Here is a 22,228-nt window from a genome sequence, read left to right on the forward strand (position 1 = left end):
CCCTCCTCACGGGTTCCGATCGTCCGGGGCGGCACCGCGTTACGGTCCGGCTGTGCCGCCCATGCGTCCCTCTTCCTCCTAGGACTCACTCACCGTCCTCACGGATGCGCTCCGCGCCCCGCAGACGCGCCGGAGCGGCCCGGCGGTTCTGCGTGACCTCTTCCTCGGTGGGAAGTTCGGCACCGCGGGTGAGCAGCTTGAGCCGGGGCTGGTAGCGCTCGGGGACGACGGGGAGCCCGGCGGGCGCGGTGGAGGTGGCACCGGCCGTGAGCACCTGCTTGACCAGCCGGTCCTCGAGCGAGTGGTACGACAGGACGGCGATCCGGCCGCCGACCGCGAGGGCCTTCACGGCCGCGGGGATCGCTCTCTGAAGGACGGTGAGTTCGCCGTTGACCTCGATGCGCAGCGCCTGGAAGGTGCGTTTGGCGGGGTTGCCGCCGGTGCGCTTGGCGGCCTGCGGCAGGGCGTCACGGATCAGCTCGACGAGCCGCGCGCTGTTGCTGAAGGGCTCCTTGTCCCGCTCGCGCACGATCGCGGCGACGATCCGCTTGGCCTGCTTCTCCTCGCCGTACGCCCGCAGGATCCGGACCAGTTCGCCGGGCGGGTAGGTGTTGAGCACCTCGGCCGCGCTCATGCCGGTCGTCTGGTCCATGCGCATGTCGAGCGGCGCGTCCTGCGCGTAGGCGAACCCGCGGTCGGCCTCGTCGAGCTGCATGGAGGAGACGCCCAGGTCGAACAGGACGCCCTGGACACGGGGGGTGCCGAGGCGGTCGAGCACGTCGGGGAGTTCGTCGTAGACGGCGTGCACCAGGGTGGCGCGGTCGCCGAAGGGCGCGAGCCGCTCGCCGGACAGGCGCAGCGCCTCCTTGTCGCGGTCGAGGGCGACGAGCCGGGCCTCGGGGAACCGGGTGAGCAGTGCCTCGGTGTGGCCGCCGAGTCCGAGGGTGCAGTCGACCACGACGGCGCCGGGCTCCGTGAGGGCCGGGGCCAGCATGTCCAGGCATCGCTGGAGCATGACGGGAACGTGGCGGCTGTCGGTCAAGGGGGCCTCTCAGGTCCGGCGCGGCCGTACGCACCGCCGGGTCCCCGCCCTCCCCCGGCGGATGCCGGGGTCGCCCCCACTGGAGGGGAGGCCCGCCGGCGCCGGAGGCGTCAGCCGACCGGGAGCGGGAGGAGGCCGAGCCGTACGTGCGCGCCGCGCACGCGGGGAGACACCGGAACATCACCGGGTCTCCTGGGATGTCAGTCCAGCAGGGGGAACCTCGCCTCCCGCTCCGCGTCACTTTAGTCCACGGTTTCCCGCGGTCAATCAACCGGCCTGCGCGTCGCGACAGGCCTCATGTTCGAAGAGACAAACAGGAGGCAATCACTCATATGGGCGGAACCATGTCGCACCTGTGGGTTACCTCACAACAAGCCTCGATGACGTTCTTTGTCGCGCCTCACAGAAGGCCCGCGGCGGCCGTGACCAGTACCGTCATGGGTATGACGACTTCCGCATCGCTTCCCGCTGGGCCCGAAGGCGCCATAACCGGCGACACCGTCACCAACCGTCTCGTCGAGGCGAACGAGCGGTACGCCTCGGCGTTCACCGACCCCGGCATGGACGCCCGCCCCGTCCTCCGCGTCGCCGTCGTGGCCTGCATGGACGCCCGGCTCGACCTGCACGCCGCGCTCGGCCTCGAACTGGGCGACTGCCACACGATCCGCAACGCGGGCGGAGTCGTCACCGACGACGTGATCCGCTCCCTCACCATCAGCCAGCGCAAGCTCGGCACGCGCAGCATCGTCCTCATCCACCACACCGGCTGCGGCCTGGAGTCCCTCACCGAGGACTTCCGCAACGAACTGGAGCTGGAGGTCGGCCAGCGCCCGGCGTGGGCGGTGGAGTCCTTCCGCGACGTCGACCAGGACGTGCGCCAGTCGATGCAGCGCGCACGCACCTCGCCCTTCCTGCTGCACACCGACGACGTCCGCGGCTTCGTCTTCGACGTGCGCACGGGCCTGCTGCGCGAGGTCGACCCCGCCTGAACCGTGTCGAACCGACCGGCGTGACCGCCCCGCCCGCTACCGGCTACCTGTCAATTTCCCTACAGCCTGGTGGTCAAAAGACCGCAAGCCCATACATATCGCGGCCAGTTATCCACAGGCGAGTGACACGAATCGGTAACGGCAGCAAGAATGCTGGGTGAGGCGTCACGCGGAACTTTTCACGCGTGGTGCCCGTGTTCGGGGTGGGCCGGTCCGCATCGCAGAGCGTCGGCCCGGAGTAAGAACGGGCCGAGGAGGGCCGGGTGACGACCTATGACGATCGAGCGAGCCTCACTGATCTGACCAGCACTGTGGAGCGAGTCCGCAGTTCGGTCGAGGAAGTGATCGAGGGCAAGCCTGAGGTCGTACGGCTTTCGCTGACAGTACTGCTCGCCGAGGGACATCTTCTGATCGAGGATGTCCCCGGCGTCGGCAAGACCATGCTCGCCAAGGCACTGGCGCGGTCCATCGACTGCTCGGTGCGGCGCATCCAGTTCACGCCCGACCTGCTGCCGTCGGACATCACGGGCGTGTCCATCTTTGACCAGCAGCGCAAGGACTTCGAGTTCAAACCGGGGGCGATCTTCGCGCAGATCGTGATCGGCGACGAGATCAACCGCGCGTCGCCGAAGACACAGTCCGCGCTGCTGGAGTCCATGGAGGAGCGCCAGGTCACCATCGACGGCAAGACCTATGAACTGCCGAGCCCCTTCATGGTGGTGGCGACGCAGAACCCGGTCGAGATGGAGGGCACCTATCCCCTGCCGGAGGCGCAGCGCGACCGCTTCATGGCCCGGGTCTCCGTCGGTTATCCCAGCCCGGAGGCCGAGTTGCAGATGCTCGACGTCCACGGCGGGGTGTCACCGCTGGAGGACCTGCAACCGGTGGCGCACGCGCACGAGATCCTGAAGCTGATCGAGGCCGTCCGGGGCGTGCACGTCGCCGAAACGGTCCGGCGGTACGCGGTGGACCTGGTGGGCGCCACGCGCACCCACCCCGACCTCAGACTGGGCGCCTCGCCGCGTGCCACGCTGCACCTGCTGCGCGCGGCGAAGGCCTCGGCGGCGCTCAGCGGCCGGGAGTACGCGCTGCCGGACGACGTGCAGGCACTCGCCGTCGCCGTCCTGGCCCACCGTCTGCTGCCCACCGCCCAGGCGCAGCTGAACCGCCGTACGGCGGAGCAGGTGGTCCAGGAGATCATTCAGCGCACGCCCGTACCGTCCGCGCCTCAGCCGCAGCCGCAGAGCGGCTTCGGCATGGGCCGCGGCGCGCCCGCGTATCCCCAGCAGCCGCCGCGGAGGCTTGGATGACCACCGCGGCGCAGGCGCCCGCCCCGGAGAAGGAAAAGGGCGGCCTGCGCACGGCGCTCGCCGGCCTCACCACCCGCGGGCGCTCCTTCCTTGCCGCCGGGGTCGCGGCAGCCGTCTGTGCGTACGTCCTCGGGCAGGGCGACCTGCTCCGGGTCGGTCTGCTGCTGTCGGTGCTGCCTCTGGTGTGCGCGACCGTGCTGTACCGCACCCGCTACCGGGTCGCGGGCAGCCGGCGCCTCTCCCCCGGGCGTGTGCCCGCCGGTTCCGAGGCGCGCGTCCATCTGCGGATGGACAACGTCTCGCGGTTGCCCACGGGTCTGCTGATGCTGCAGGACCGGGTGCCCTACGTCCTCGGCCCGCGCCCCCGGTTCGTCCTGGACCGGGTGGAGGCGGGCGGCCGCCGTGAGGTGTCGTACCGCGTGCGGAGCGACCTGCGCGGCCGCTATCCGCTGGGGCCGCTGCAGCTGCGTCTGTCCGACCCGTTCGGGATGTGCGAGCTGACCCGCTCCTTCTCCACGTACGACACGCTGACGGTCATCCCGCGCGTGGAGCCGCTGCCGCCGGTACGGCTCAGTGGCGAGGCGAAGGGGTACGGCGACGGGCGGCAGCGTTCCCTGGCGCTGGCCGGCGAGGACGACGTGATCCCGCGCGGGTACCGGCACGGCGACGACCTGCGCCGGGTGCACTGGCGTTCGACCGCCCGGTACGGCGAGTTGATGGTGCGCCGTGAGGAGCAGCCGCAGCGCGCCCGCTGCACGGTGCTGCTCGACACCCGGGGCCTGGCCTTCGCGGGCGCGGGCCCGGACTCGGCCTTCGAGTGGGCGGTCTCCGGCACGGCGTCGGTGCTGGTGCACATGCTCGAACGCGGCTTCTCCGTGCGGCTGTTGACGGACACGGGCAACTCGGTGCCCGGCGAGGGTGCCGACGGGTTCGCGGGCGGGAGCCAGGAGTCGGCCGACGCCGCGGGGCTGATGATGGACATGCTCGCGGTGATCGACCACTCCGACGGCACGGGGCTCTCGTCGGCGTACGACGTGCTGCGCGGCGGGAACGAGGGGCTGTTGGTGGCCTTCCTCGGCGACCTCGACGAGGAGCAGGCGGCCGTGGTCGGCAAGATGCGCCAGCGCAGCGGAGGGGCGGTCGCCTTCCTGCTGGACAGCGACGCGTGGGGGCGTGAGCCGGCCGACGTGCCCGTCCCGGGCGAGGCGAACCGGAGCGAGGAGACGCTGCGGATGCTCCAGGAGGCGGGCTGGACGGCGCTGAGCGTGCCGCGGGGCGCCGGACTGGCGGACCTGTGGCGCCAGGCCGACCAGCAGCGCACGGGGGTGACCGCGAGCAGCGGTACCGGTTGGGAGGGACAGTCATGAGCGGTCGGGCGAGGCTGGCGCTGTGCGCCTGGGCCGCCACACTGATGTCGGCGTGCGCGCTGCTGCCACTGGTCGAACAGACGTCCTGGATCCTTCAGGCGGCCTTCCTGCTCGGTGTGCAGACCACCGTCGGGGCGCTGACCCGGCGGGTGCCGCTGGCCCGGCCCCTGACCGTGGCGGCGCAGGCGCTGGTGACGCTGCTGCTCCTCACGCTGTTCTTCGCCCGGCAGCAGGCCCTCGTGGGGCTCGTCCCCGGACCCGAGGCGTTCCAGCACTTCGGGACGCTGCTGCAGACGGGCGCGGAGGATGTCGGGAGGTACACGACCCCGGCGCCGCTGACCGACGGCATCCGGCTGATGATGGTCGGCGGTGTCGTGGTGGTCGGACTCGTGGTGGACACGCTCGCGGTGACCTTCCGCAGCGCCGCCCCGGCCGGTCTGCCGCTGCTCGCGCTGTACTCGGTGGCCGCGGGCCTGTCCGACGACCTCGAGTGGCTGTCGTTCCTGGTCGCGGCCGCCGGCTATCTGATCCTGCTCCTCGCCGAAGGGCGTGAGCGGCTGTCGCAGTGGGGCCGGGTGTTCGCCGGGGCGCCCCGTGGCCCCGGGGCCGACTCCGCGGCCGGCGCGGTGGCGCCGGTCCGGACCGGGCGGCGCATCGGCGTGGTCGCGCTGGGCATCGCCCTGATCCCGCTGCCCACGATCAACGGCGGGCTGCTGGGCGCCGCCGGCACGGGAGTCGGCACGGGCCCCGGGGGCGGCGGCACGATCTCGGCGGTGAATCCGCTGGTGTCGCTGCGCGACAGCCTGAACGTGGACGAGGACCGCCAGGTCATGTCCTACCGCACCAACACCGAGGACACCCAGGACCTGTACCTGCGGATCGTCTCCCTGGACGAGTTCGACGGCACCGCCTGGAAACCCTCGCAGCGGCGTATCGAGGACGTGCCGAACAGACTCCCGACGCCGACCGGGCTCGGCCCCGACGTCAAGCGGACCGAGATCGAGACCCGGATATCGGCGGCGAAGGACTACGGCCAGGACTGGCTGCCGATGCCGTATCCGGCGACCGGCGTGAACATCAGCGGCGACTGGCGGTACGAGCCGGTGGGGCGCACCCTCGTCGGCGACCACGGCCAGAACACCCGGGGCCTGCAGTACACGGTCAAGAGCCTGATCGTGCAGCCGACCGCGCAGCAGCTGGCCTCGGCGCCGGAGCCACCGCCCGCCCTGAAGCGCGAGTACACCAAGCTGCCGGGTTCGCTGCCGTCCGTGGTGGCCCGGACCGCACGTCAGGTGACCGCGGGGTCGGCGAACAACTACGAGCGGGCGGTCAAGCTCCAGGACTGGTTCGCTGTGAGCGGCGGGTTCACCTACGACACCGAGGTGCAGGTGGGCAGCGGCTCCTCAGCGATAGCGCGGTTCCTCCGGGACAAGGAGGGCTTCTGCGTCCACTTCTCGTTCGCGATGGCGTCGATGGCCCGTTCGCTGGGTATACCGGCGCGGGTCGCGGTGGGCTTCACACCGGGTTCCCCGCAGGCCGACGGGTCGATGACGGTGGGGCTGCGGGACGCGCACGCCTGGCCGGAGCTGTACTTCGAGGGTGTGGGCTGGACTCGCTTCGAGCCGACCCCGAACCGTGGCAGCACGCCGTCGTACACGCAGCCGGAGGTGCCGGGCGGCACCGGCCTGCCGGACGTGGCCCGGCCCACGCAGTCGGCGTCCACGGCGCCGTCCTCCGAGCCGTCGGCGAGCGAGAGCTGCGCCGGGCGCGGACAGCAGGCCCAGGCGTGCGAGAGCGAGTCCCCGACGGTGGCGGTGGGGTCGGGCGGCGGCTCCTCGAAGTTGCTCCTGGGCCTGGGGATCGCCCTCGCCGCGCTCGCGGTGCTGGCGCTGCCGCTGCTGCCGATGATGTACCGGTTGCGGGTCAGAGCCCGACGGCTCGGCGCCCACGGCCGTACGGCGGAGGGGGTGGCGGTTCATACGCTGGCGGTCTGGGAGGAGGTGACCGACACGGCGTGGGACTTCGGGATCGCGCCGGACGAGTCCCAGACGCCCCGCAAGGCCGCCGCGCGGATCGTACGGCTCGGGCACCTCGACGAAGGAGCCACGGCGGCGGTGCACCGGCTGGCGGCCGCGGTGGAGCAGGTGCTCTACGCTCCGCGTCCGCAACAGGCGGCGGGGCTAGCGGAGGACGCCCGCCGGGTCGAGGACTCGCTGCGGACGCACGCCGGCCGCTCGACCCGGCTGCGCGCGCTCCTGGCCCCGCGTTCGACCGTACGGGTCGTGTGGGCGGCCTCGGCCCGCTGGACGGCGTTCACGGCCGGCCTCTCGGCCCGCCGCCCGACGCTGCGGCGCCCGTCGAACCAGAACGGCTGAGGACCGCGCACCGCGTCGCGGAGCACCGCACAGCGCGCCGCCCGCCGGGTTGATCCGGCGGGCGGCGCGCTGCGTGTGGCGGTGCGTTCGCACACGGCTGATCCCCGGCAGCAAACCCCACGGACGTGACGTACCGAGCCGGTGGAGACCGTTTCCGGGCGTGCAGGAGGGGTGACCGCCACTTGGGTGGTCACCCCTCGGACACGTCTGTGGTTGTGGGCGGAGCGGCGGAGCCTACTGACCCTGTTCGTCGCGCCGGCGCTGCCAGCGCTGTTCGATGCGGTCCATCATGGAGCGGCGCTGTCGTGGGTGCCGACGGGCACCGGAAGCGCCGGACGGCTGCTCACCGGGCTTGGGGGCCTTGCGCCAACCGGTGACGGCGAGCACTGCGCAGCCCAGCATGACGAGGAATCCCACCACACTGACCCAGATCTGCTGTGCGACCATTCCGGCCATGAGGAGCGCGATACCCACCAGGAAGCCCGCGACCGCCTGGTAGACCCGTCGTCGGGTGTACGTGCGCAGCCCGCTTCCCTCAAGCGCTGTCGCGAACTTGGGATCTTCGGCGTACAGCGCTCGCTCCATCTGCTCGAGCATTCGCTGCTCGTGCTCCGAGAGCGGCACGGAGTCCTCCTCATCGTGCGGTCGCCGGGGCGACCCGGGGGGTCCTCTTCAGGATAGGCAGGGAATCGCCCCCGTGAAACCCGCCCCTTAACGCCAATTCGCCAACCGGAATCCGCCATGACGATCCGGTTCGCTGAGGCGTACATGCCCCAGCAAGCGGCCCGTCATGCCGGACGGTCTCCCTCGATCATACGGCTCCCGGCGCGGGATCGGGGGGCCTGTGGCGTACTCCATCCGCCGCCGAGCCCCTGATCAGGAACACGGCCCGGGAGCCGGCTCAGGCCTCGGCGGCCCCCTGCGTCTCGCCGAGCACGTGAAGTTGCGTGGCCACGGAGTGGAACGCGGGCAGCTCGGCCGCCGCGGCCTCCAGCTTGAGCAACGCGTCCAGGGCGCCAGGCTCCGTGTCCACGAGCACACCGGGAACGAGGTCGGCGAAGACCCGCACCCCGTGCACGGCGGCGACCCTGAGACCCGCTCCCTCGACGAGGTCGGTCAACTGCTCGGCGGTGAAGCGGTGCGGGACGGGGTCACTCTCGCCCCAGCGCCCGTTCGGGTCGCCGAGCGCCTGCCTGGCCTCCTTGAAGTGGCCTGCGAGGGCGCGCGCGAGCACCGCCCCGCCCAGACCCGAGGCCAGCAGGCTGAGGACGCCCTCGGCGCGCAGCGCGGCGACCGCGTTACCGATGCCCTCGGCGGGGTCGTCCACGTACTCCAGGACACCGTGGCACAGCACCACGTCGTAACCGCCGCGCTCGACGACGTCGAACAGCCCGTGCGCGTCCCCCTGGACGCCTCGTACGCGGTCGGCGACGCCGGCCTCGGCGGCGCGGCGCTCCAGGGCGAACAGCGCGTTGGGGCTGGGGTCGACGACCGTGACGCGGTGACCGAGACGGGCCACGGGCACCGCGAAGTTGCCGCTGCCGCCCCCGGTGTCCAGGACGTCCAGCCCGGCGTGCGCATCGCGTCCGGTGGCCTTGACCCGGCGGTCGAGGGCGTCCTTCAGGACGTCCCAGACCACGGCGGTCCGGAGGGAGGCGCGGGGCCGGGAGGGCTCGGAGCGTTGCGACGTCGTCCGAGGGCGGTCGTGGGAGACGGGTGGGCGCATCGGGTCCGACACGGCAGTTGACTCCTCGGCGCGGCACCGCCTGCTGTACGGCGGAGCGATGGGCTTGCCTCCGCCCGGGCGCGCTGGCCACGGCGGAGAGGTGCGAATGCTCCCACCCTATTGCCTCCGGCGCCGGACCCGGCTGTGTGCCCTGTGCGCCCTGTGCGCCCTGTGCGGCGGCTCAGCCCGCGTCCGGCACGTCCGGGGCGTCGCCCTGCCCGTCCCGCCCGGCCTGCCCGTCCGGCCCTCCCTGCCCGTCCGGCCTGCGCTGCCTGTCCTGCCGGGGCTGCGGCAGGACGGGCTGGAGGACCAGCATGCGCTCGACGAGGCGCAGGAACATCGCCACGTCCCGTATCAGGTCGTCCGCGTCGCGCGCGCTCGCGGCGCCCCGGATGCCGGCCTCGGCGCGGGCGCGGCGGGCCGCTCCGGAGGCGAACAGCGCGCTCCACTCGGCGAGTTCGGGCGCGATTTCGGGGAGCACTTCCCAGGCGCTCCGGATCTTGGCGCGGCGCCGCTGTGTGGGCTCCGGGCGTCCCCTGGCGGCGAGCACGGCGGCGGCGGTGCGCAGGGCGGCCAGGTGGGCCGTCGCGTACCGCTCGTTGGAGGTCTGAAGCACCGCTGCCTCGTCGAGTCCGGCGCGGGCCTGGGTGAGCAGGTCGAGGGCTGCGGGCGGGGCCGTCGCCCGGCGGAGCACGGGGTGCACGTCGCTCGCCGGGCCGGTCAGTGAGGGGGCAGGGCCGGTGGCGCGGCGCCGGCGGGCGGCGGCTGCGTGGTAGGTGGCCATGACGAACCTCCTGTCGTCTGTGTGACGGCACGTCCTCACACGGGGTGCCGTATGTGCCCATCGTGAGGTATGCCACTGACAATCCGTTCTGACCTGGGCTTTTGCTTCGAGCGCAGGTTCGAGTTAGTTTTTGCACTGACCAGTCAGTTCAAAAGTCGGGGGCGTAACCGTGCCTCCGGTCCAGGGCAGCGAGGGGGACATGGACGAGCCTGAAGTGCGTCGCGAAGCGGCGGGAGTCGCCGCCGGAGCGGGAGTCGCCGTCGGAGCGGGAGTCGCCGTCGGAGCGGGAGTCGCCGTAAGGGCGGTGGCTCTCGGACTCGCAGGGCCGCGCGGCTGGGCGTTCCGGGGTGTCGGTTTCGAGGCGGAGCCCGGCTCGCTCGTCGCGGTCGAGGGACCGTCCGGGTCCGGCCGCACCTGTCTGCTGCTGGCCCTCACCGGCCGGATGAAACCCCGCGAGGGGCACGCCACGGTCGGCCCGCACCGGCTGCCCGGACACATGTCGGCGGTACGCCGGATCAGCGCGCTCGCCCACGTCCCGGGCGTCACCGACCTGGACCCCGCCCTCACCGTCGGCGAGCACCTGTGTGAACGGGCGCTGCTGCGGCGGAGGTTCGGGGGTTCGGTGAGTGATTCCCTGAGGGAACTCGTGCGTCCTCGCGCCGAGCGTACGGCCGTCGCGAGGCGTCACGTCGACGCGGCACTGGCCGCCGCCGGACTCGACCTGGCGGCACTGCCGAAGGGTGCCCGGACCGCCGTACGCGATCTGGAGCGGCTGCAGGCACTGCGGCTGTCGGTCGCGCTGGCCCTGATCGGCCGGCCCCGGCTTCTCGGCGTGGACGACACCGACCTGAAGCTCCCGGACGCCGAACGGGCCGAGGCGTGGGCCCTGTTGAGGTCGATCGCCGAATCCGGGACCACGGTGGTGGCGGTGTGCAGCGAGGCACCCGAAGGCGCCGTGGTGGTGTCCACACGACGCGACGACAGCGAAGAACGGCACGACGACAAGGAGACGGCCGATGCGCTCGCCGAAGCTGGCCGCGCTTGAGCTCAGGCGGTTCGGCAGGGGGAAGCTCCCGCGCGCGGCGCTGGTCTCGCTCCTGCTGCTGCCACTGCTGTACGGCGCCCTGTACCTGTGGTCCTTCTGGGACCCGTACGGCCGCCTCGACCGCGTCCCCGTGGCGCTGGTGAACGACGACAAGGGGGCGACCGCCGGCGGGAAGAAGCTCACCGCGGGCGACGACATCGCCAAGAGGCTGCTCGACAGCGACGTCTTCGACTGGCGCGAGGTGAGCGCCGGCGAGGCTCGTGCGGGCGTCGAGGACGGTACGTACTACCTGTCGCTGACCATGCCGTCGGACTTCAGCGAGCGGATCGCGTCCAGCTCCGGCGACTCCCCCGAGACGGGGGCCCTCCAGGTGCGTACGAACGACGCGAACAACTACATCGTCGGGCAGATCTCCCGGACGGTGTTCTCGGAGGTGCGCACGGCCGCGTCCACGAAGGCGTCGCGGTCCTTCCTGGACCGGATCTTCATCTCGTTCTCCGACATCCACACCAAGACGGAGAAGGCCGCGAAGGGCGCCGACGACCTCAAGGGCGGCATCGGGAAGGCCGAGAAGGGCTCCGAGGACCTCGCGGACGGCCTGAAGAGCGCCAAGGAGGGCAGCGGCGCGCTGTCGAGCGGCCTGAGGAGGCTGGGCAGCGGCGCGGGCGCCCTGGAAGAGGGATCCCGGCAGGTCGCGGACGGTACCCGGGCGCTCGCCGAGAAGGTCGGCGGGGCCGCGGACCAGGTACGGCCCTTCCTGAAGGACGACGGCGCGACGATCGCCGACACCGCCACCACGGTGGCCGATTCGGCGGGCGTGATCCGCGACCACCTCGGCGCCTTCGTGAAGACGGCCCCCGTCGTGGAGAGCGGCACCCGCACGGCGTCCGAGACGCTGAACGGCGTCTACGAGCGGCGCTGCGAGAACCCGCTCGTGCCCGATCCGGCCTGCGGCGACCTGAAGAAGGCCAGGGACGCGGCCGCCGACGCGGCGCGGCTCGCCGCGGACGTCAACACGGTGGTGCGGAACTACGACGGCGACATGAAGGCCCTCGACAAGGACCTTGCCACCCTTCAGCGGCAGGCCAGGGCCCTCGCCAAGGCGGCGCCCCACCTCTCCGCGGACCTCGACGACGCCGTCTCCAAGGTGAACGCCCTCAACGAGGGTGCCGCGCGGGTCGCCAAGGGCGCCCGGACGCTGCACACCGGCCTCGCCACGGCACAGACGGGCGCGACCGACCTGGACACGGGTGTCGGCCGGCTGTCGTCGGGCGCGATCGACCTCAAGGGAGGCATGTACCAGCTGGCCGACGGCTCCGGGAAGCTCGCCGGCGGACTGCACGACGGGGCCGGGCGGATCCCCGACTACGACCGGCAGGACCGCGACGAGCGCACCCGTGTGATGGCCGACCCCGTGCAACTCGCCTCCAGGGACCTGCACAAGGCGCCCAACTACGGCACCGGTTTCGCCCCCTACTTCATCCCTCTCTCCCTCTGGGTGGGCGCGATGGTGGCGTACATGCTGATCCCGCCGCTCAACCGGCGCGCGCTCGCCGTGGGCGCCTCGGCGTGGCGGATCGCGCTGGCGGGCTGGCTGCCGGTGGCCGCGCTGGGAGTGCTGCAGACGGTCGCGCTCATGGCGGTCCTCCACTGGGCCGTCGGCCTGGAGCCGGCGCGGGCGGCGGGGACGGTGGGCTTCCTGTTCCTGGTGACGGCGTGCTTCGCGGCGATCGTGCAGTGGCTGAACGCGCGCTTCGGCGCGGCGGGCCGGATCCTCGTCCTGGCGCTCCTGATGCTGCAGTTGACGTCGGCGGGCGGCACGTACCCCGTGCAGACCAGCCCTGACTTCTTCAACGCGATCCACCCCTTCCTGCCGATGAGTCACGTCGTGGAGGCCCTCAGGAGGCTCATCACCGGCGGTGGACTGTCCCCGGTCTGGCAGGCCTGCGCCGTCCTCGTGGCCTTCACCGCGGGCGCCCTCGCGCTGACGGCCGTGTCGGCCCGCCGGAGGCAGGTGTGGACCCTCGACCGGTTGCACCCGGAGCTGAGCCTGTGACCGCGCGGGTACCGACTGCTGTGAGAATCAGGGGCATGGAAAGCAGCACCGTCACGGGAGGCGGCAGCAGCCGTCGTGAGGCCACCCGGCAGAAGCTCTACGAGGCAGCCGTCACGCTCATCGCGGAACAGGGGTTCTCCGCCACCACGGTGGACGAGATCGCCGAGCGGGCCGGCGTCGCGAAGGGCACGGTCTACTACAACTTCGCCAGCAAGTCGGTCCTCTTCGAGGAGCTGCTGCGGCACGGAGTGGGGCTCCTGACCGCTTCCCTGCGGGAGGCGGCGGAGCGGACGGCGAAGGAGGGCGGGGGGACGGTCGACGCCCTCGACGCGATGATCCGGGCCGGCCTCGTCTTCATCGAGCGCTATCCGGCGTTCACGCAGTTGTACGTGGCCGAGTTGTGGCGCACCAACCGGGCCTGGCAGTCCACGCTGATGGTCGTGCGGCAGGAGGCGGTCGCGGTCGTCGAGGGTGTGCTGCGCGAGGGCGTGGAGCGCGGTGAGCTGAGCGACGAGATCGACGTTCCGCTGACCGCGGCCGCGTTGGTGGGCATGGTTCTGGTGGCCGCGCTGGACTGGCAGTCGTTCCAGCCGGAGCGGTCCTTGGACGACGTCCACGCGGCGTTGTCGCGTCTGCTTCAGGGGCGGGTGAGCGGAGCGCGTTAGGCGGTCGCCGATGCGGGCCGGGGTACCTCGTGCCTCGTGTACCTCGTGTACCGCGTGCGCCCGGTGACGACGAAAGCGCCGGTCCGCTGTGGCCGCGTCCCCCGCGGGCCACCCCGAACCGGCGCTTCGCCGTGCTCCCCCGTTTCCCCCGTACCCCCGTGTTCCCCCGTACGGTCTCCCCCGGGTCCCCCCGTGCCTCGCTCCCGCCGATTCGTGGTGACTCATCGGCGGAAGGAGCGGTCAAGGGCGCGAGCGGTTCCGCCGCCCCGTGTCGGCGGTGCCGGACGCGCGCCCCTTTCCGTGTCTCCACTCTCTCGTTCGCGCAGGTCGGGACCCATCCGCGCGGGTACTCATCTCTTCGGCTAGGTACGGATACTCAGCCGTCCGTGCTCATCCCCAGAACGTGCCGTTGCCTACTGGTTACGATCGCGTCCGTTTCGGTACTTGGGGCGGCGGGGTTGCTTGGTTTCTCGCCCCCGCCGCCCCTACCCGTCCCTCCCCGGGGCTCCGCCCCGGACCCCGCTCGTCAAACTCCCCCAGCTACCGCTGGGAGGTGCCCCCCGAGGGGCTGGATTTTCCCCGGCCGGGGCTGGATTTTCAGGCCGAGGCCAGGGACATCCAGCCCGTCCGGCGTTTGAGGACGAGGCCGTTCAGGCCGATGCGGGGGTCTGGGGGCGCAGCCCCCAGGGGACGGGACGGGTAGGGGCGGCGGGGGCGATAAAGTCGCCGCCATGGGACGGATCGCGGTGATCGGCGCCGGCATGGGCGCCATGGCGGCAGCCGCCCGGCTGGCCGTCGCGGGGCACCGGGTGGCTGTGTACGAGCGGACGGAGACGTACGGCGGCGCGGTGGCCCGGTTCGAGCGGAACGGCTTCGCCTTCGACACCGGACCGGGCCTGCTGCCGCTCCCCGCCGTCTACCGCGACCTGTTCCTCAAGACGGGCAAGCAGCCCCTGGAGGAGTGCGTGGAGCTGGTCCAGGTGGACCCGGCGTCACGGCACGTGTTCCCGGACGGCACGGACGTCCTGCTGCCCAACGCCTCACGCGCCGGCGCGGTCGCCGCGCTGAACACGGCGCTCGGATCGGGCGCGGGCGACCGCTGGGGCGACTTCCTGGTGCGGGCACGCGAGGCATGGGACCGGACGCGCCGTCCGCTCCTGGAGGAGCCGCTCTGGTCGAACTGGCAGGTGCTCGCCGAGCGCGAGCCGTACCCCGCGGTGCCCCACAAGCGCCTGCTGCGCACCCGCCGGGCGAGCACCCTGGACGAGATCGCCGCCTGGGAGCTGCGCGATTCCCGGCTCACCGCCCTCCTGGACGGTCACGCGCTCGCGTACGGCCTGGACCCGCGGACCACCCCGGCGAGCGCGGCCGTGCTGCCGTACTTGGAACACGCCTTCGGCACCTGGTACGTGCGGGGCGGGATACGGGAGTTGGTGCGCGCGGTGTACGAACGGTGTCTGGCGCGCCGGGTGGAGTTCGTCTTCGACGCCGAGGTCACGAAGATCGTCGAGAAGGACGGGCGGGCGGCCGGGCTGGAGCTCGCCGATGGGACGGTCGTCGAGGCGGACCACGTGATCGCGGGGGTGGATCCCGCGCGGCTGAGTGGTCTCACCGATCACGTGCTGTGGGCGGAAGGGGACGTACGCCCCGATGTACGTCCCGATGTACATCCCGATGTGCATCCCGATGTGCATCCCGATGTAAGCCCCGACGTGGTCCCCGGCCGGGTGTCCTCGCGTCCGGGGCGGTTCACCGTGCTGCTGGCCCTGCGCGGGCGGCGCGAGACCGGGGCCCCGCACCGCACGGTCGTGCACGCGCCGGACCGCGCGGCCGAGTTGGACCGGGTCAGCGGCCCCGCCGGGAGCGACGGCCCGGCGGCACCGGTGCGTCCCACGGTGACCGTGCTGCGTCCGGACGATCCGGCCCTGCGTCCGGACGACGAGCACGAGTCCGTCGTCCTGTCGGCGTCGGCAGCCGCGGCGGCGGGTGAGACCGCCGAGCGGTTCGCGGATCTCCTCGTCACCGCCGCCGAAGCCGCCGTGCCCGGGCTGCGGGAGCGTCTCCTGTGGCGCGAGGTGCGCGGCGCCGAGGGCGGTGCCGTGCCGCCGCCCGCGCTCGCGGCGGCCGAGGGCCGTTTCCTGCATCCGGCCAACACGACCCGTTTCCCGGGGCTGTACCTGGTCGGCGGCTGGGCGCACCCCGGCGGCGGTCTGCCGCACGCAGGCATGTCGGGCGCCCTGGTCGCGGGCCTGATCGTGGAGGGGCAGGACTTCCGGGGTTCTCAGTGACGCCGGCCGGCCTCAGAAACGGTACTGCTGATCGTCAGAACGGTACTGCTGCTCGTCGTAACCGTTCCCGTTGCCGTTCCCCTGGCCGTTGCCCTGGTACGGATACGGCTGCTCCGGAGGGAGTTCGCCGCCGAACGGGTCTTCGGTGGAGCGCTGTTGCGGGACCCAGACGCCGCCGGGCGGGGTCTCGCCGTAGCCGCCGGTGGCGTACTGGTCCTGTCCGTAGCCCTGCTGGCCGTACGCCTGCTGGCCGCCGTAGGTGCTGTCGTACGAGGCGCCGCCGTAGGACTGCGTGCCGGCGTACGGGTCGGAGTAGGCGGCGTACTGCTGCTGCCCCTGGTCGTAGCCGTAACCCTGCTGGTCGTAGCCGGAGTAGCCGTCGTACCCGAAGGCCTGGTCCTGGGCCTGGGCGGCGGTCGCGTAGGACGGGTCCGCGGTGGCGGCGTAGGACGGGTCCGCGGTGGCGGCGTAGGCGGCGTCGTTGTAGACGCCGTAGGTGCCGGTCTCGTCGGGCATGGGCTGCGGCGAGTAGACGGCGGTGGTCTCGGCCGCGGGGGCGGCGTGCCGCTCGGGACGGGCGAAGACGTTGTCGTCGCCGTCGAAGTCGTCGCCCTGGCGGTACGTTCCGGCGTCGGGGCCACCGGCCGCCTGGAGGTCGGTGACCTCCAGGGTGGGCTCCTGGCGCTCCGGCTCACCGCGGCGGCGCTTGCTGCCGCCGCCCCCGTCCGGGCGCTTGACGGCCCAGCCGGCCGCGAAGCCGCGCCGGAAGGAGAGCGTGACGTACGTCTGCCCGACCGCGAAGGCGGCGGCACCGAGACCGATGACGATCACGGAGGGGATCAGGACGCCGAGGACGACACCCAGGAAGCCGGCGAAGGCGAGCAGCCGCCAGCGCAGCCGCGCCTTGTACTGCAGCAGCACCTCGCCCAGCAGCCACAGCGCGACGACGCCGAACGCGATGTAGAGGACCGTCCAGCCCATGTACGCCCCTCTCCCTGCGGCCGTGGCCGCTTGCCTCTAAGTCGTACGCGGCTCAGGCCTTAGGCCTGCGGTGGGTGGTGCAGACCAAGATTCTCGTAGATTTCCAGTGTCGCGGTCGAGTTGTTGAGCGTGATGAAGTGCAGTCCGGGGACTCCCTCGTCCAGCAGCCTCGCGCAGAACTCCGTCGCGAACTCAATGCCAATGGAGCGTACAGCGGCCGGATCGTCTTTGGCTGTGAGGATCCGCTCTTTCAGGGCGGGTGGGAACGAAGCGTTACTGAGCTGGGGCAACCGTTCCAGCATCTTCACACTCGTTACCGGCATCACTTCGGGGATCACCGGGGTCGCGCAGCCTGTCGCCGCGACGCGGTCACGCAACCGCAGGTACGACTCGGCATGGAAGAACATCTGCGTGATCGCGTAGTCGGCGCCGGCCCGGCACTTGTCGACGAAGTGAGCGACGTCGGCGTCCCAGTCCGCGGAGCGCGGATGCATCTCGGGGAAGGCCGCGACGCCCACGCAGAAGTCGCCCGACTCCTTGATGAGCTGGACGAGCTCGGCCGCGTACGTCAGTCCCCGGGGGTGCGCCACCCACTCGCCCATGGGGTCGCCCGGCGGGTCACCGCGGACCGCGAGGATGTTGCGGATCCCGGCGTCGGCGTACTGGCCGATGATGTTGCGCAGTTCGGCTATGGAGTGGTTGACGGCGGTGAGGTGGGCGACCGGGGTCAGCGTGGTGTCGGAGGCGATCTGCTCGGTCGCCTTCACGGTGCCCGAGCGGGTGGAGCCGCCCGCCCCGTACGTCACGGAGACGAAGCTGGGGGCGACCGCCTCGACCCTGCGGAGCGCGTTCCACAGGTTCCGCTCGCCCTTCTCGGTCTTGGGAGCCCAGAACTCGAAGGAGTACGTGGTCTTGCCGTCGGCGAGCATGTCACGCACGGTAGGCGCGTGATCAGTCCTGGTGGAGGCGGTTCCTAGGGCCATACCGGCAGGTTAGCCAGGCTGAGCCGGTCCCCCAACCAGAGAGCGGGTTTTTGCCCGTTTTGCCGCCCCGTTGTCCAGTCCTCGGACAACTCCGCCCGCCGGACCGGGCCCGGACGCTCCCCGGGCGCCGTCCGTCATCGGCTACGCCGCGCGCAGCCGCTTCGCGAACTCGGCAGCCGCCGCTCCGGGGTCGTCGGCCTCGGTGATCGCGCGGACGACCACGACCCGGCGGGCGCCGGCGTCGAGGACCTCGTCGAGGTTGGCGAGGTCGATGCCGCCGATGGCGAACCAGGGGCGGTCCGTACCGAGGGCGGCCGTGTACCGGACGAGGTCGAGGCCGGGGGCGGGGCGGCCGGGCTTGGTGGGGGTGGGCCAGCAGGGGCCGGTGCAGAAGTAGTCCACGCCGTCCTGGACGGCGGCCGCGGCGGCCTCCGCCTCGGCGTGCGTGGAGCGGCCGATGAGGACGTCGTCGCCGAGGACGGCGCGGGCCGCCGGGACCGGCAGGTCCCCCTGGCCCAGGTGCAGCACGTCGGAGCGGACGGCGTGGGCGACGTCCGCCCGGTCGTTCACGGCGAGGAGCCTGCCGTGGCGCCGGCAGGCGTCGGCGAACACGTGGAGGTGCTCCAGCTCCTCCGCGGCCTCCATGCCCTTGTCACGCAGCTGCACGACGTCGACGCCGCCGGCCAGGACCGCGTCCAGGAACTCCGGCAGGTCGCCCTGGCGCTTGCGGGCGTCGGTGCACAGGTAGACGCGGGCGTCGGCGAGCTGTCCGCGGGCGGTGCGGGCGGTGTCGGGCATGGTGAGGCTCCCCCCGGGGTCGATGGCGTACGGCGTACGGCCATGTTTCGGTGGCGTACGGGCCGCGGCCGGGCCGGGGCCCGTACGCCGCTGCCCGTACGCCGGACGACGAAACGTCGGTTGTGGGCTCGGACGGGCGGACGTCAGACGGCGAGCGCCTGGGCGCGGCGCTTGACCTCCGTGCCGCGATTCTCCCGCAGGGCCTGGGCCGGGGTGCCCGGCAGGCTCGGGTCGGGAGTGAAGAGCCACTCCAGCATTTCTTCCACCGTGAAGCCGTCGTCCCTCAGGAGCGTCAGGGTGCCGGACAGGCCCTTGACGACCTTGTCCCCGTCGATGAAGTCGGCGGGGACGTACAGCGCGCGGTTCTCGCCCCGGCGTACGGCGATGAGCTGGCCCTCCTTGACCAGCTGCCGCACACGGGTCACCTCGACGTCGAACATCTCGGCGATGTCGGGGAGATTCAGCCACGCGGGGACGAGAGCATCGATTTTTGCGTCAATCTCGGTCACGGCATCAAGACTGCCATCCCGGACTGACAGTGGGTAGCCGAGCGGCCTCCGGCGCAGGTCAGAAGTGGGCCGACCGGGGGCATCGGCTAGGCGGTGGCGCTCTTCAGCGGGCGCGACGGGTCCGCCAGCAGCTCCGGGTCCATGGCCGTACCCGCCTCGATCAGCCGCCGTCCCTGCGCCAGGTCCCGGGGGCGCCCCACCGCGAGCAGGGCGACCAGACGCCCCTCACGCAGCCAGCACACCGACCAGGCGGCACCCGTGGGGTCGCCGCGCCACACGGTCGTGTCGGCCGGGGCGTGGTGGCCGACGTACTGCACGAAGCGGCCGAACTGTTCCGACCAGAAGTACGGCACCGGGTCGTACGGCGCCGGGGTCTCGCCGACGATGTCGGCCGCCACCGTGCGGGGGCCCTGGAGGGCGTTGTCCCAGTGGTGGACCAGGAGACGTTCTCCGTACCGTCCTGAAGGGAAGGACGCGCAGTCGCCGACCGCGTAGACGTCCGGCGCGGAGGTCCGCAGGTGGTCGTCGGCCACCACTTCGCCGTACGCGCCGAGCTCGATGCCCGAGTCCCTCAGCCACACCGTCGCCGGGCGTGCCCCGATGCCCACGACCACCGCGCCCGCCCTCACGCGCGAGCCGTCGTCCAGGACCACCGTCCCGTCCTCGACGCGCTCCACGCGCGCGCGGGTGCGCAGGACCGCCCCGCTGTCCGCGTACCAGGCGGCCATGGGTGCGGCCACCTCGGCGGGGAGGGCTCCCGCGAGCGGGCGGTCCGCGGCCTCGACGACCGTCACCGCACAGCCCGCCTCGCGCGCGGCCGTGGCGAACTCCGCCCCGATCCAGCCGGCTCCCACGACCACGACGTCGTGCTGGCGGGCCAGGACGGGCCGCAGCCGCTCCGCGTCGTCCAGGGTGCGCAGCAGGTGCACGCCGGGCACGCCCTCGGCACCCGGCAGCCGGACGGGCTCCGCGCCGGTCGCGAGCACGAGGACGTCGTAGGGGACCGGGCCCGTCGCCGTGTCGAGTTCGTGGTCCCCGGGGCGCACGCCGAGCACCTCGCGGCCGAGCTGCAGCTCGATGCCGAGCGCCTCGAAGTCGACGTCGAAGGCGGATCCCTCGGCCTTGCCGAGCAGGACGGCCTTGGACAGCGGCGGCCGGTCGTACGGCTGGTGCGGCTCCGCGCCGATCAGCGTGACAGGGCCCGCGAAGCCCTGCTCCCGCAGGACGACCGCGGTCTGCACCCCGGCCATGCCGGCGCCCACGACGACGACCCGTCGCTCCGTCCCTCGTGCCTCCGTCTGCTCGCTCACCTGATCACCATAGACACCTGACGAATTGTCAGTCAGCGGTCGGGCTCAGTGACCTGTTCCACAACGCTCGTTCCGCTGCCCGGCTGCGACTCCCACTCCCAGCTCTCCTCCAGGCACACACGCCCGTCGGGGAGCTCGGTCACGAGGGACACACAGTGCCCCGACGAGGTCGTACCGTCCCGCTTGAGCTGCACGTACCGGAAGTCCAGCCGGTCGCCGTCACGGGTACCCACCAGGTGGCCGCGTACGACATCTCCGCCCGCGTACTCGGCCCAGATCTCGACGTCCTTCTCGTGGTACGTGAACCGGGTGCGGGTACCCACCTGACCTGGAGCCTGGTCCGCGACGGGTGCGAGAACGAGACCGTCGAGCGAGCGGGGCATGAGCGGAGGCTCCCTTACTGAGGCGAACGGCACGGGCTAGGGTGGCCAACGTAGAGCACTCGCGGGAGCCCGGACGCATCGGGCTGAGAGGGAGGCTGGCGGCCTCCGACCGTACGAACCTGATCCGGGTCATGCCGGCGAAGGGAGGGGCTGGACGCCCATGCCGCGTACACGTACATCGGATACAGGCACGCCGGACACGCGCACGTCGGATCCGCGCACGCCATCGCCTTCAGGCACATCAGACGTCCTCGTCGTGGGGGGCGGCGTCATCGGGCTCGTGACGGCGTGGCGAGCCGCGCAACGCGGGTTCACCACGGCCGTCGTGGACCCCGAGCCGGGCGGTGGAGCCGCGCGCGTGGCGGCCGGGATGCTGGCCGCGGTGACCGAACTGCACTACGGGGAGCAGACGCTGCTGGGTCTCAACCTGGCGTCCGCGCACCGCTACCCGGCCTTCGCGGCCGAGCTGACCGAGGCGACGGGTCTGGACCTCGGCTACCGCCGGTGCGGCACGCTGGCGGTAGCGCTCGACGCCGACGACCGCGCCCATCTGCGTGAACTGCACGCGCTGCAACGGCGGTCGGGGCTGGACTCGGAGTGGCTGAGCGGACGGGACTGCCGCCGTCTGGAGCCGATGCTCGCGCCGGGCGTCCGCGGCGGTCTGCGGGTCGACGGCGATCACCAGATCGACCCGAGGCGGCTCGCCAGAGCCCTCGTCGCGGCCTGCGAGCGCGCCGGGGTGGTCTTCCACCGGACGTGGGCCGAGAGGCTCCGTGTCGTCCGGGAGCGGGCCGTGGGGATCAGGACCGCCGACGGCACCGACCTCGCCGCCGGGCAGGTCGTCCTCGCCGCGGGCAGCCTGAGCGGGCGACTGGCGGGCGTCCCGGACGACGTCCTGCCGCCGGTACGGCCCGTGAAGGGGCAGGTGCTGCGGCTGACCGTGCCGGAGCGGTACGCGCCCTTCCTGAGCCGGACCGTGCGCGCCGTGGTCCGCGGCAGCCACGTCTACCTGGTGCCCCGTGAGAACGGCGAACTGGTCGTCGGCGCGACCAGCGAGGAACTCGGCTGGGACACGACGGTCACCGCGGGCGGGGTGTACGAACTGCTCCGCGACGCCCATGAGCTGGTCCCCGGGATCACCGAACTGCCGCTCACCGAGACGCGCGCGGGACTGCGCCCCGGCTCCCCCGACAACGCTCCCCTGCTCGGCCCGACCGAGTGCGACGGACTCCTCCTCGCGACCGGCCACTACCGCAACGGCGTGCTCCTCACCCCGGTCACCGGTGACGTCATGGCGCATGCGCTCACCACGGGCGAACTGCCCGAGGAGGCGCGCGACTTCACCCCCAGGCGCTTCGCCGCGGCCGCTCTCACGGAGCAGCACGCATGAACGACATGAACGACATGAACGACGTGCACGTCTTCGTCAACGGAGAGCGGCGGAGGGTCTCCGCGGGCACAGCTCTCGACTCGCTCGTGAAAACCCTCACCGCGGCCCCGTCGGGCGTCGCCGCCGCGCTCAACGAAACCGTCGTCCCGCGCGCGCAGTGGCCGTCCACGCCCCTCTCCGAGGGAGACCGCGTCGAAGTCCTCACGGCCGTCCAAGGAGGCTGACCC

The 22,228-nt window shown here is 72.3% G+C and carries 20 protein-coding genes and 1 riboswitch; of the genes, 10 read left to right on the forward strand and 10 right to left on the reverse strand.

The window, feature by feature from the left end; translation table 11 throughout:
- Positions 1-85: 85 nt before the first annotated feature.
- Positions 86-1,042, reverse strand: coding sequence for a 16S rRNA (cytosine(1402)-N(4))-methyltransferase RsmH (gene rsmH / locus AB0959_RS24455; protein WP_366828635.1), 957 nt, complete (start codon positions 1,040-1,042; stop codon positions 86-88).
- A gap of 443 nt (positions 1,043-1,485) precedes the next feature.
- Between rsmH and AB0959_RS24460 the strand changes: the two genes are divergently transcribed.
- The 4 genes from AB0959_RS24460 to AB0959_RS24475 all read left to right on the forward strand — a co-directional run bounded on the left by AB0959_RS24460 (position 1,486) and on the right by AB0959_RS24475 (position 7,083).
- Complete coding sequence (locus AB0959_RS24460) at positions 1,486-2,031, forward strand: carbonic anhydrase (protein WP_366828636.1); 546 nt, start codon at positions 1,486-1,488, stop codon at positions 2,029-2,031.
- 263 nt (positions 2,032-2,294) lie between these two features.
- Complete coding sequence (locus tag AB0959_RS24465) at positions 2,295-3,341, forward strand: MoxR family ATPase (protein ID WP_366828637.1); 1,047 nt, start codon at positions 2,295-2,297, stop codon at positions 3,339-3,341.
- Entirely contained in the window at positions 3,338-4,708 is a 1,371-nt protein-coding gene (locus tag AB0959_RS24470) for a DUF58 domain-containing protein (protein ID WP_366828638.1), read from the forward strand. Before AB0959_RS24465 ends, AB0959_RS24470 begins: the two co-directional genes overlap by 4 nt.
- The gene (locus AB0959_RS24475) at positions 4,705-7,083 is read left to right on the forward strand and encodes a DUF3488 and transglutaminase-like domain-containing protein (RefSeq protein WP_366828639.1); all 2,379 of its coding nucleotides are present in this window, start codon (positions 4,705-4,707) and stop codon (positions 7,081-7,083) included. Before AB0959_RS24470 ends, AB0959_RS24475 begins: the two co-directional genes overlap by 4 nt.
- 234 nt (positions 7,084-7,317) lie before the next feature.
- On the opposite strand, the gene AB0959_RS24480 is transcribed toward AB0959_RS24475, so the two are convergent.
- The 3 genes from AB0959_RS24480 to AB0959_RS24490 form a co-directional block, all read right to left on the reverse strand.
- Positions 7,318-7,707, reverse strand: coding sequence for a DUF3040 domain-containing protein (locus AB0959_RS24480; protein WP_366828640.1), 390 nt, complete (start codon positions 7,705-7,707; stop codon positions 7,318-7,320).
- 277 nt (positions 7,708-7,984) lie between these two features.
- The gene (locus tag AB0959_RS24485) at positions 7,985-8,821 is read right to left on the reverse strand and encodes a methyltransferase (RefSeq protein WP_366828642.1); all 837 of its coding nucleotides are present in this window, start codon (positions 8,819-8,821) and stop codon (positions 7,985-7,987) included.
- Positions 8,822-8,990: 169 nt separating this feature from the next.
- The gene (locus AB0959_RS24490; protein ID WP_366828643.1) at positions 8,991-9,593 is read right to left on the reverse strand and encodes an SAV_6107 family HEPN domain-containing protein; all 603 of its coding nucleotides are present in this window, start codon (positions 9,591-9,593) and stop codon (positions 8,991-8,993) included.
- A gap of 199 nt (positions 9,594-9,792) precedes the next feature.
- Between AB0959_RS24490 and AB0959_RS24495 the strand changes: the two genes are divergently transcribed.
- The 4 genes from AB0959_RS24495 (at position 9,793) to AB0959_RS24510 (ending at position 15,647) form a co-directional block, all read left to right on the forward strand.
- The gene (locus AB0959_RS24495) at positions 9,793-10,638 is read left to right on the forward strand and encodes an ATP-binding cassette domain-containing protein (RefSeq protein ID WP_366828644.1); all 846 of its coding nucleotides are present in this window, start codon (positions 9,793-9,795) and stop codon (positions 10,636-10,638) included.
- Positions 10,610-12,694 (forward strand): YhgE/Pip domain-containing protein, encoded by a 2,085-nt coding sequence (locus tag AB0959_RS24500; protein ID WP_366828645.1) that lies wholly within the window; start codon positions 10,610-10,612, stop codon positions 12,692-12,694. Before AB0959_RS24495 ends, AB0959_RS24500 begins: the two co-directional genes overlap by 29 nt.
- 35 nt (positions 12,695-12,729) lie before the next feature.
- Positions 12,730-13,359 carry a TetR/AcrR family transcriptional regulator gene (locus tag AB0959_RS24505; RefSeq protein WP_366828646.1) on the forward strand — a complete coding sequence of 210 codons (630 nt, stop codon included), beginning with the start codon at positions 12,730-12,732 and terminating at the stop codon, positions 13,357-13,359.
- Positions 13,360-14,090: 731 nt separating this feature from the next.
- Entirely contained in the window at positions 14,091-15,647 is a 1,557-nt protein-coding gene (locus AB0959_RS24510; protein ID WP_366828647.1) for an NAD(P)/FAD-dependent oxidoreductase, read from the forward strand.
- Positions 15,648-15,659: 12 nt separating this feature from the next.
- On the opposite strand, the gene AB0959_RS24515 is transcribed toward AB0959_RS24510, so the two are convergent.
- From AB0959_RS24515 to AB0959_RS24540, 6 genes are all read right to left on the reverse strand, one after another.
- On the reverse strand, positions 15,660-16,628 hold the full coding sequence (locus tag AB0959_RS24515; protein ID WP_366828648.1) for a hypothetical protein: 969 nt from the start codon (positions 16,626-16,628) through the stop codon (positions 15,660-15,662).
- A gap of 59 nt (positions 16,629-16,687) precedes the next feature.
- Positions 16,688-17,611: a methylenetetrahydrofolate reductase [NAD(P)H] gene (gene metF, locus AB0959_RS24520; RefSeq protein WP_366828649.1), complete on the reverse strand. Its 924-nt coding sequence runs from the start codon at positions 17,609-17,611 to the stop codon at positions 16,688-16,690.
- Between the two features lie 141 nt (positions 17,612-17,752).
- On the reverse strand, positions 17,753-18,409 hold the full coding sequence (gene thiE / locus AB0959_RS24525; RefSeq protein ID WP_366828650.1) for a thiamine phosphate synthase: 657 nt from the start codon (positions 18,407-18,409) through the stop codon (positions 17,753-17,755).
- A 143-nt stretch (positions 18,410-18,552) separates the two neighbouring features.
- Positions 18,553-18,918 (reverse strand): Rv2175c family DNA-binding protein, encoded by a 366-nt coding sequence (locus AB0959_RS24530; protein ID WP_366828651.1) that lies wholly within the window; start codon positions 18,916-18,918, stop codon positions 18,553-18,555.
- Between the two features lie 86 nt (positions 18,919-19,004).
- Positions 19,005-20,228, reverse strand: a complete 1,224-nt coding sequence (locus AB0959_RS24535; protein ID WP_366828652.1) for an FAD-dependent oxidoreductase — start codon at positions 20,226-20,228, stop codon at positions 19,005-19,007.
- Positions 20,229-20,260: 32 nt separating this feature from the next.
- Entirely contained in the window at positions 20,261-20,611 is a 351-nt protein-coding gene (locus AB0959_RS24540) for a hypothetical protein (protein WP_366828653.1), read from the reverse strand.
- A gap of 51 nt (positions 20,612-20,662) precedes the next feature.
- A riboswitch (TPP riboswitch) is annotated at positions 20,663-20,774 on the forward strand.
- Here AB0959_RS24540 and thiO point away from each other — a divergent pair.
- Positions 20,772-22,001 carry a glycine oxidase ThiO gene (gene thiO / locus AB0959_RS24545; RefSeq protein ID WP_366828654.1) on the forward strand — a complete coding sequence of 410 codons (1,230 nt, stop codon included), beginning with the start codon at positions 20,772-20,774 and terminating at the stop codon, positions 21,999-22,001. (Overlaps the previous riboswitch by 3 nt.)
- Positions 22,002-22,015: 14 nt before the next feature.
- Entirely contained in the window at positions 22,016-22,225 is a 210-nt protein-coding gene (gene thiS / locus AB0959_RS24550; protein WP_366828740.1) for a sulfur carrier protein ThiS, read from the forward strand.
- Positions 22,226-22,228: the final 3 nt, after the last annotated feature.

The sequence above is a fragment of the Streptomyces sp. NPDC046862 genome (assembly GCF_040704615.1).
Lineage (GTDB): Bacteria > Actinomycetota > Actinomycetes > Streptomycetales > Streptomycetaceae > Streptomyces.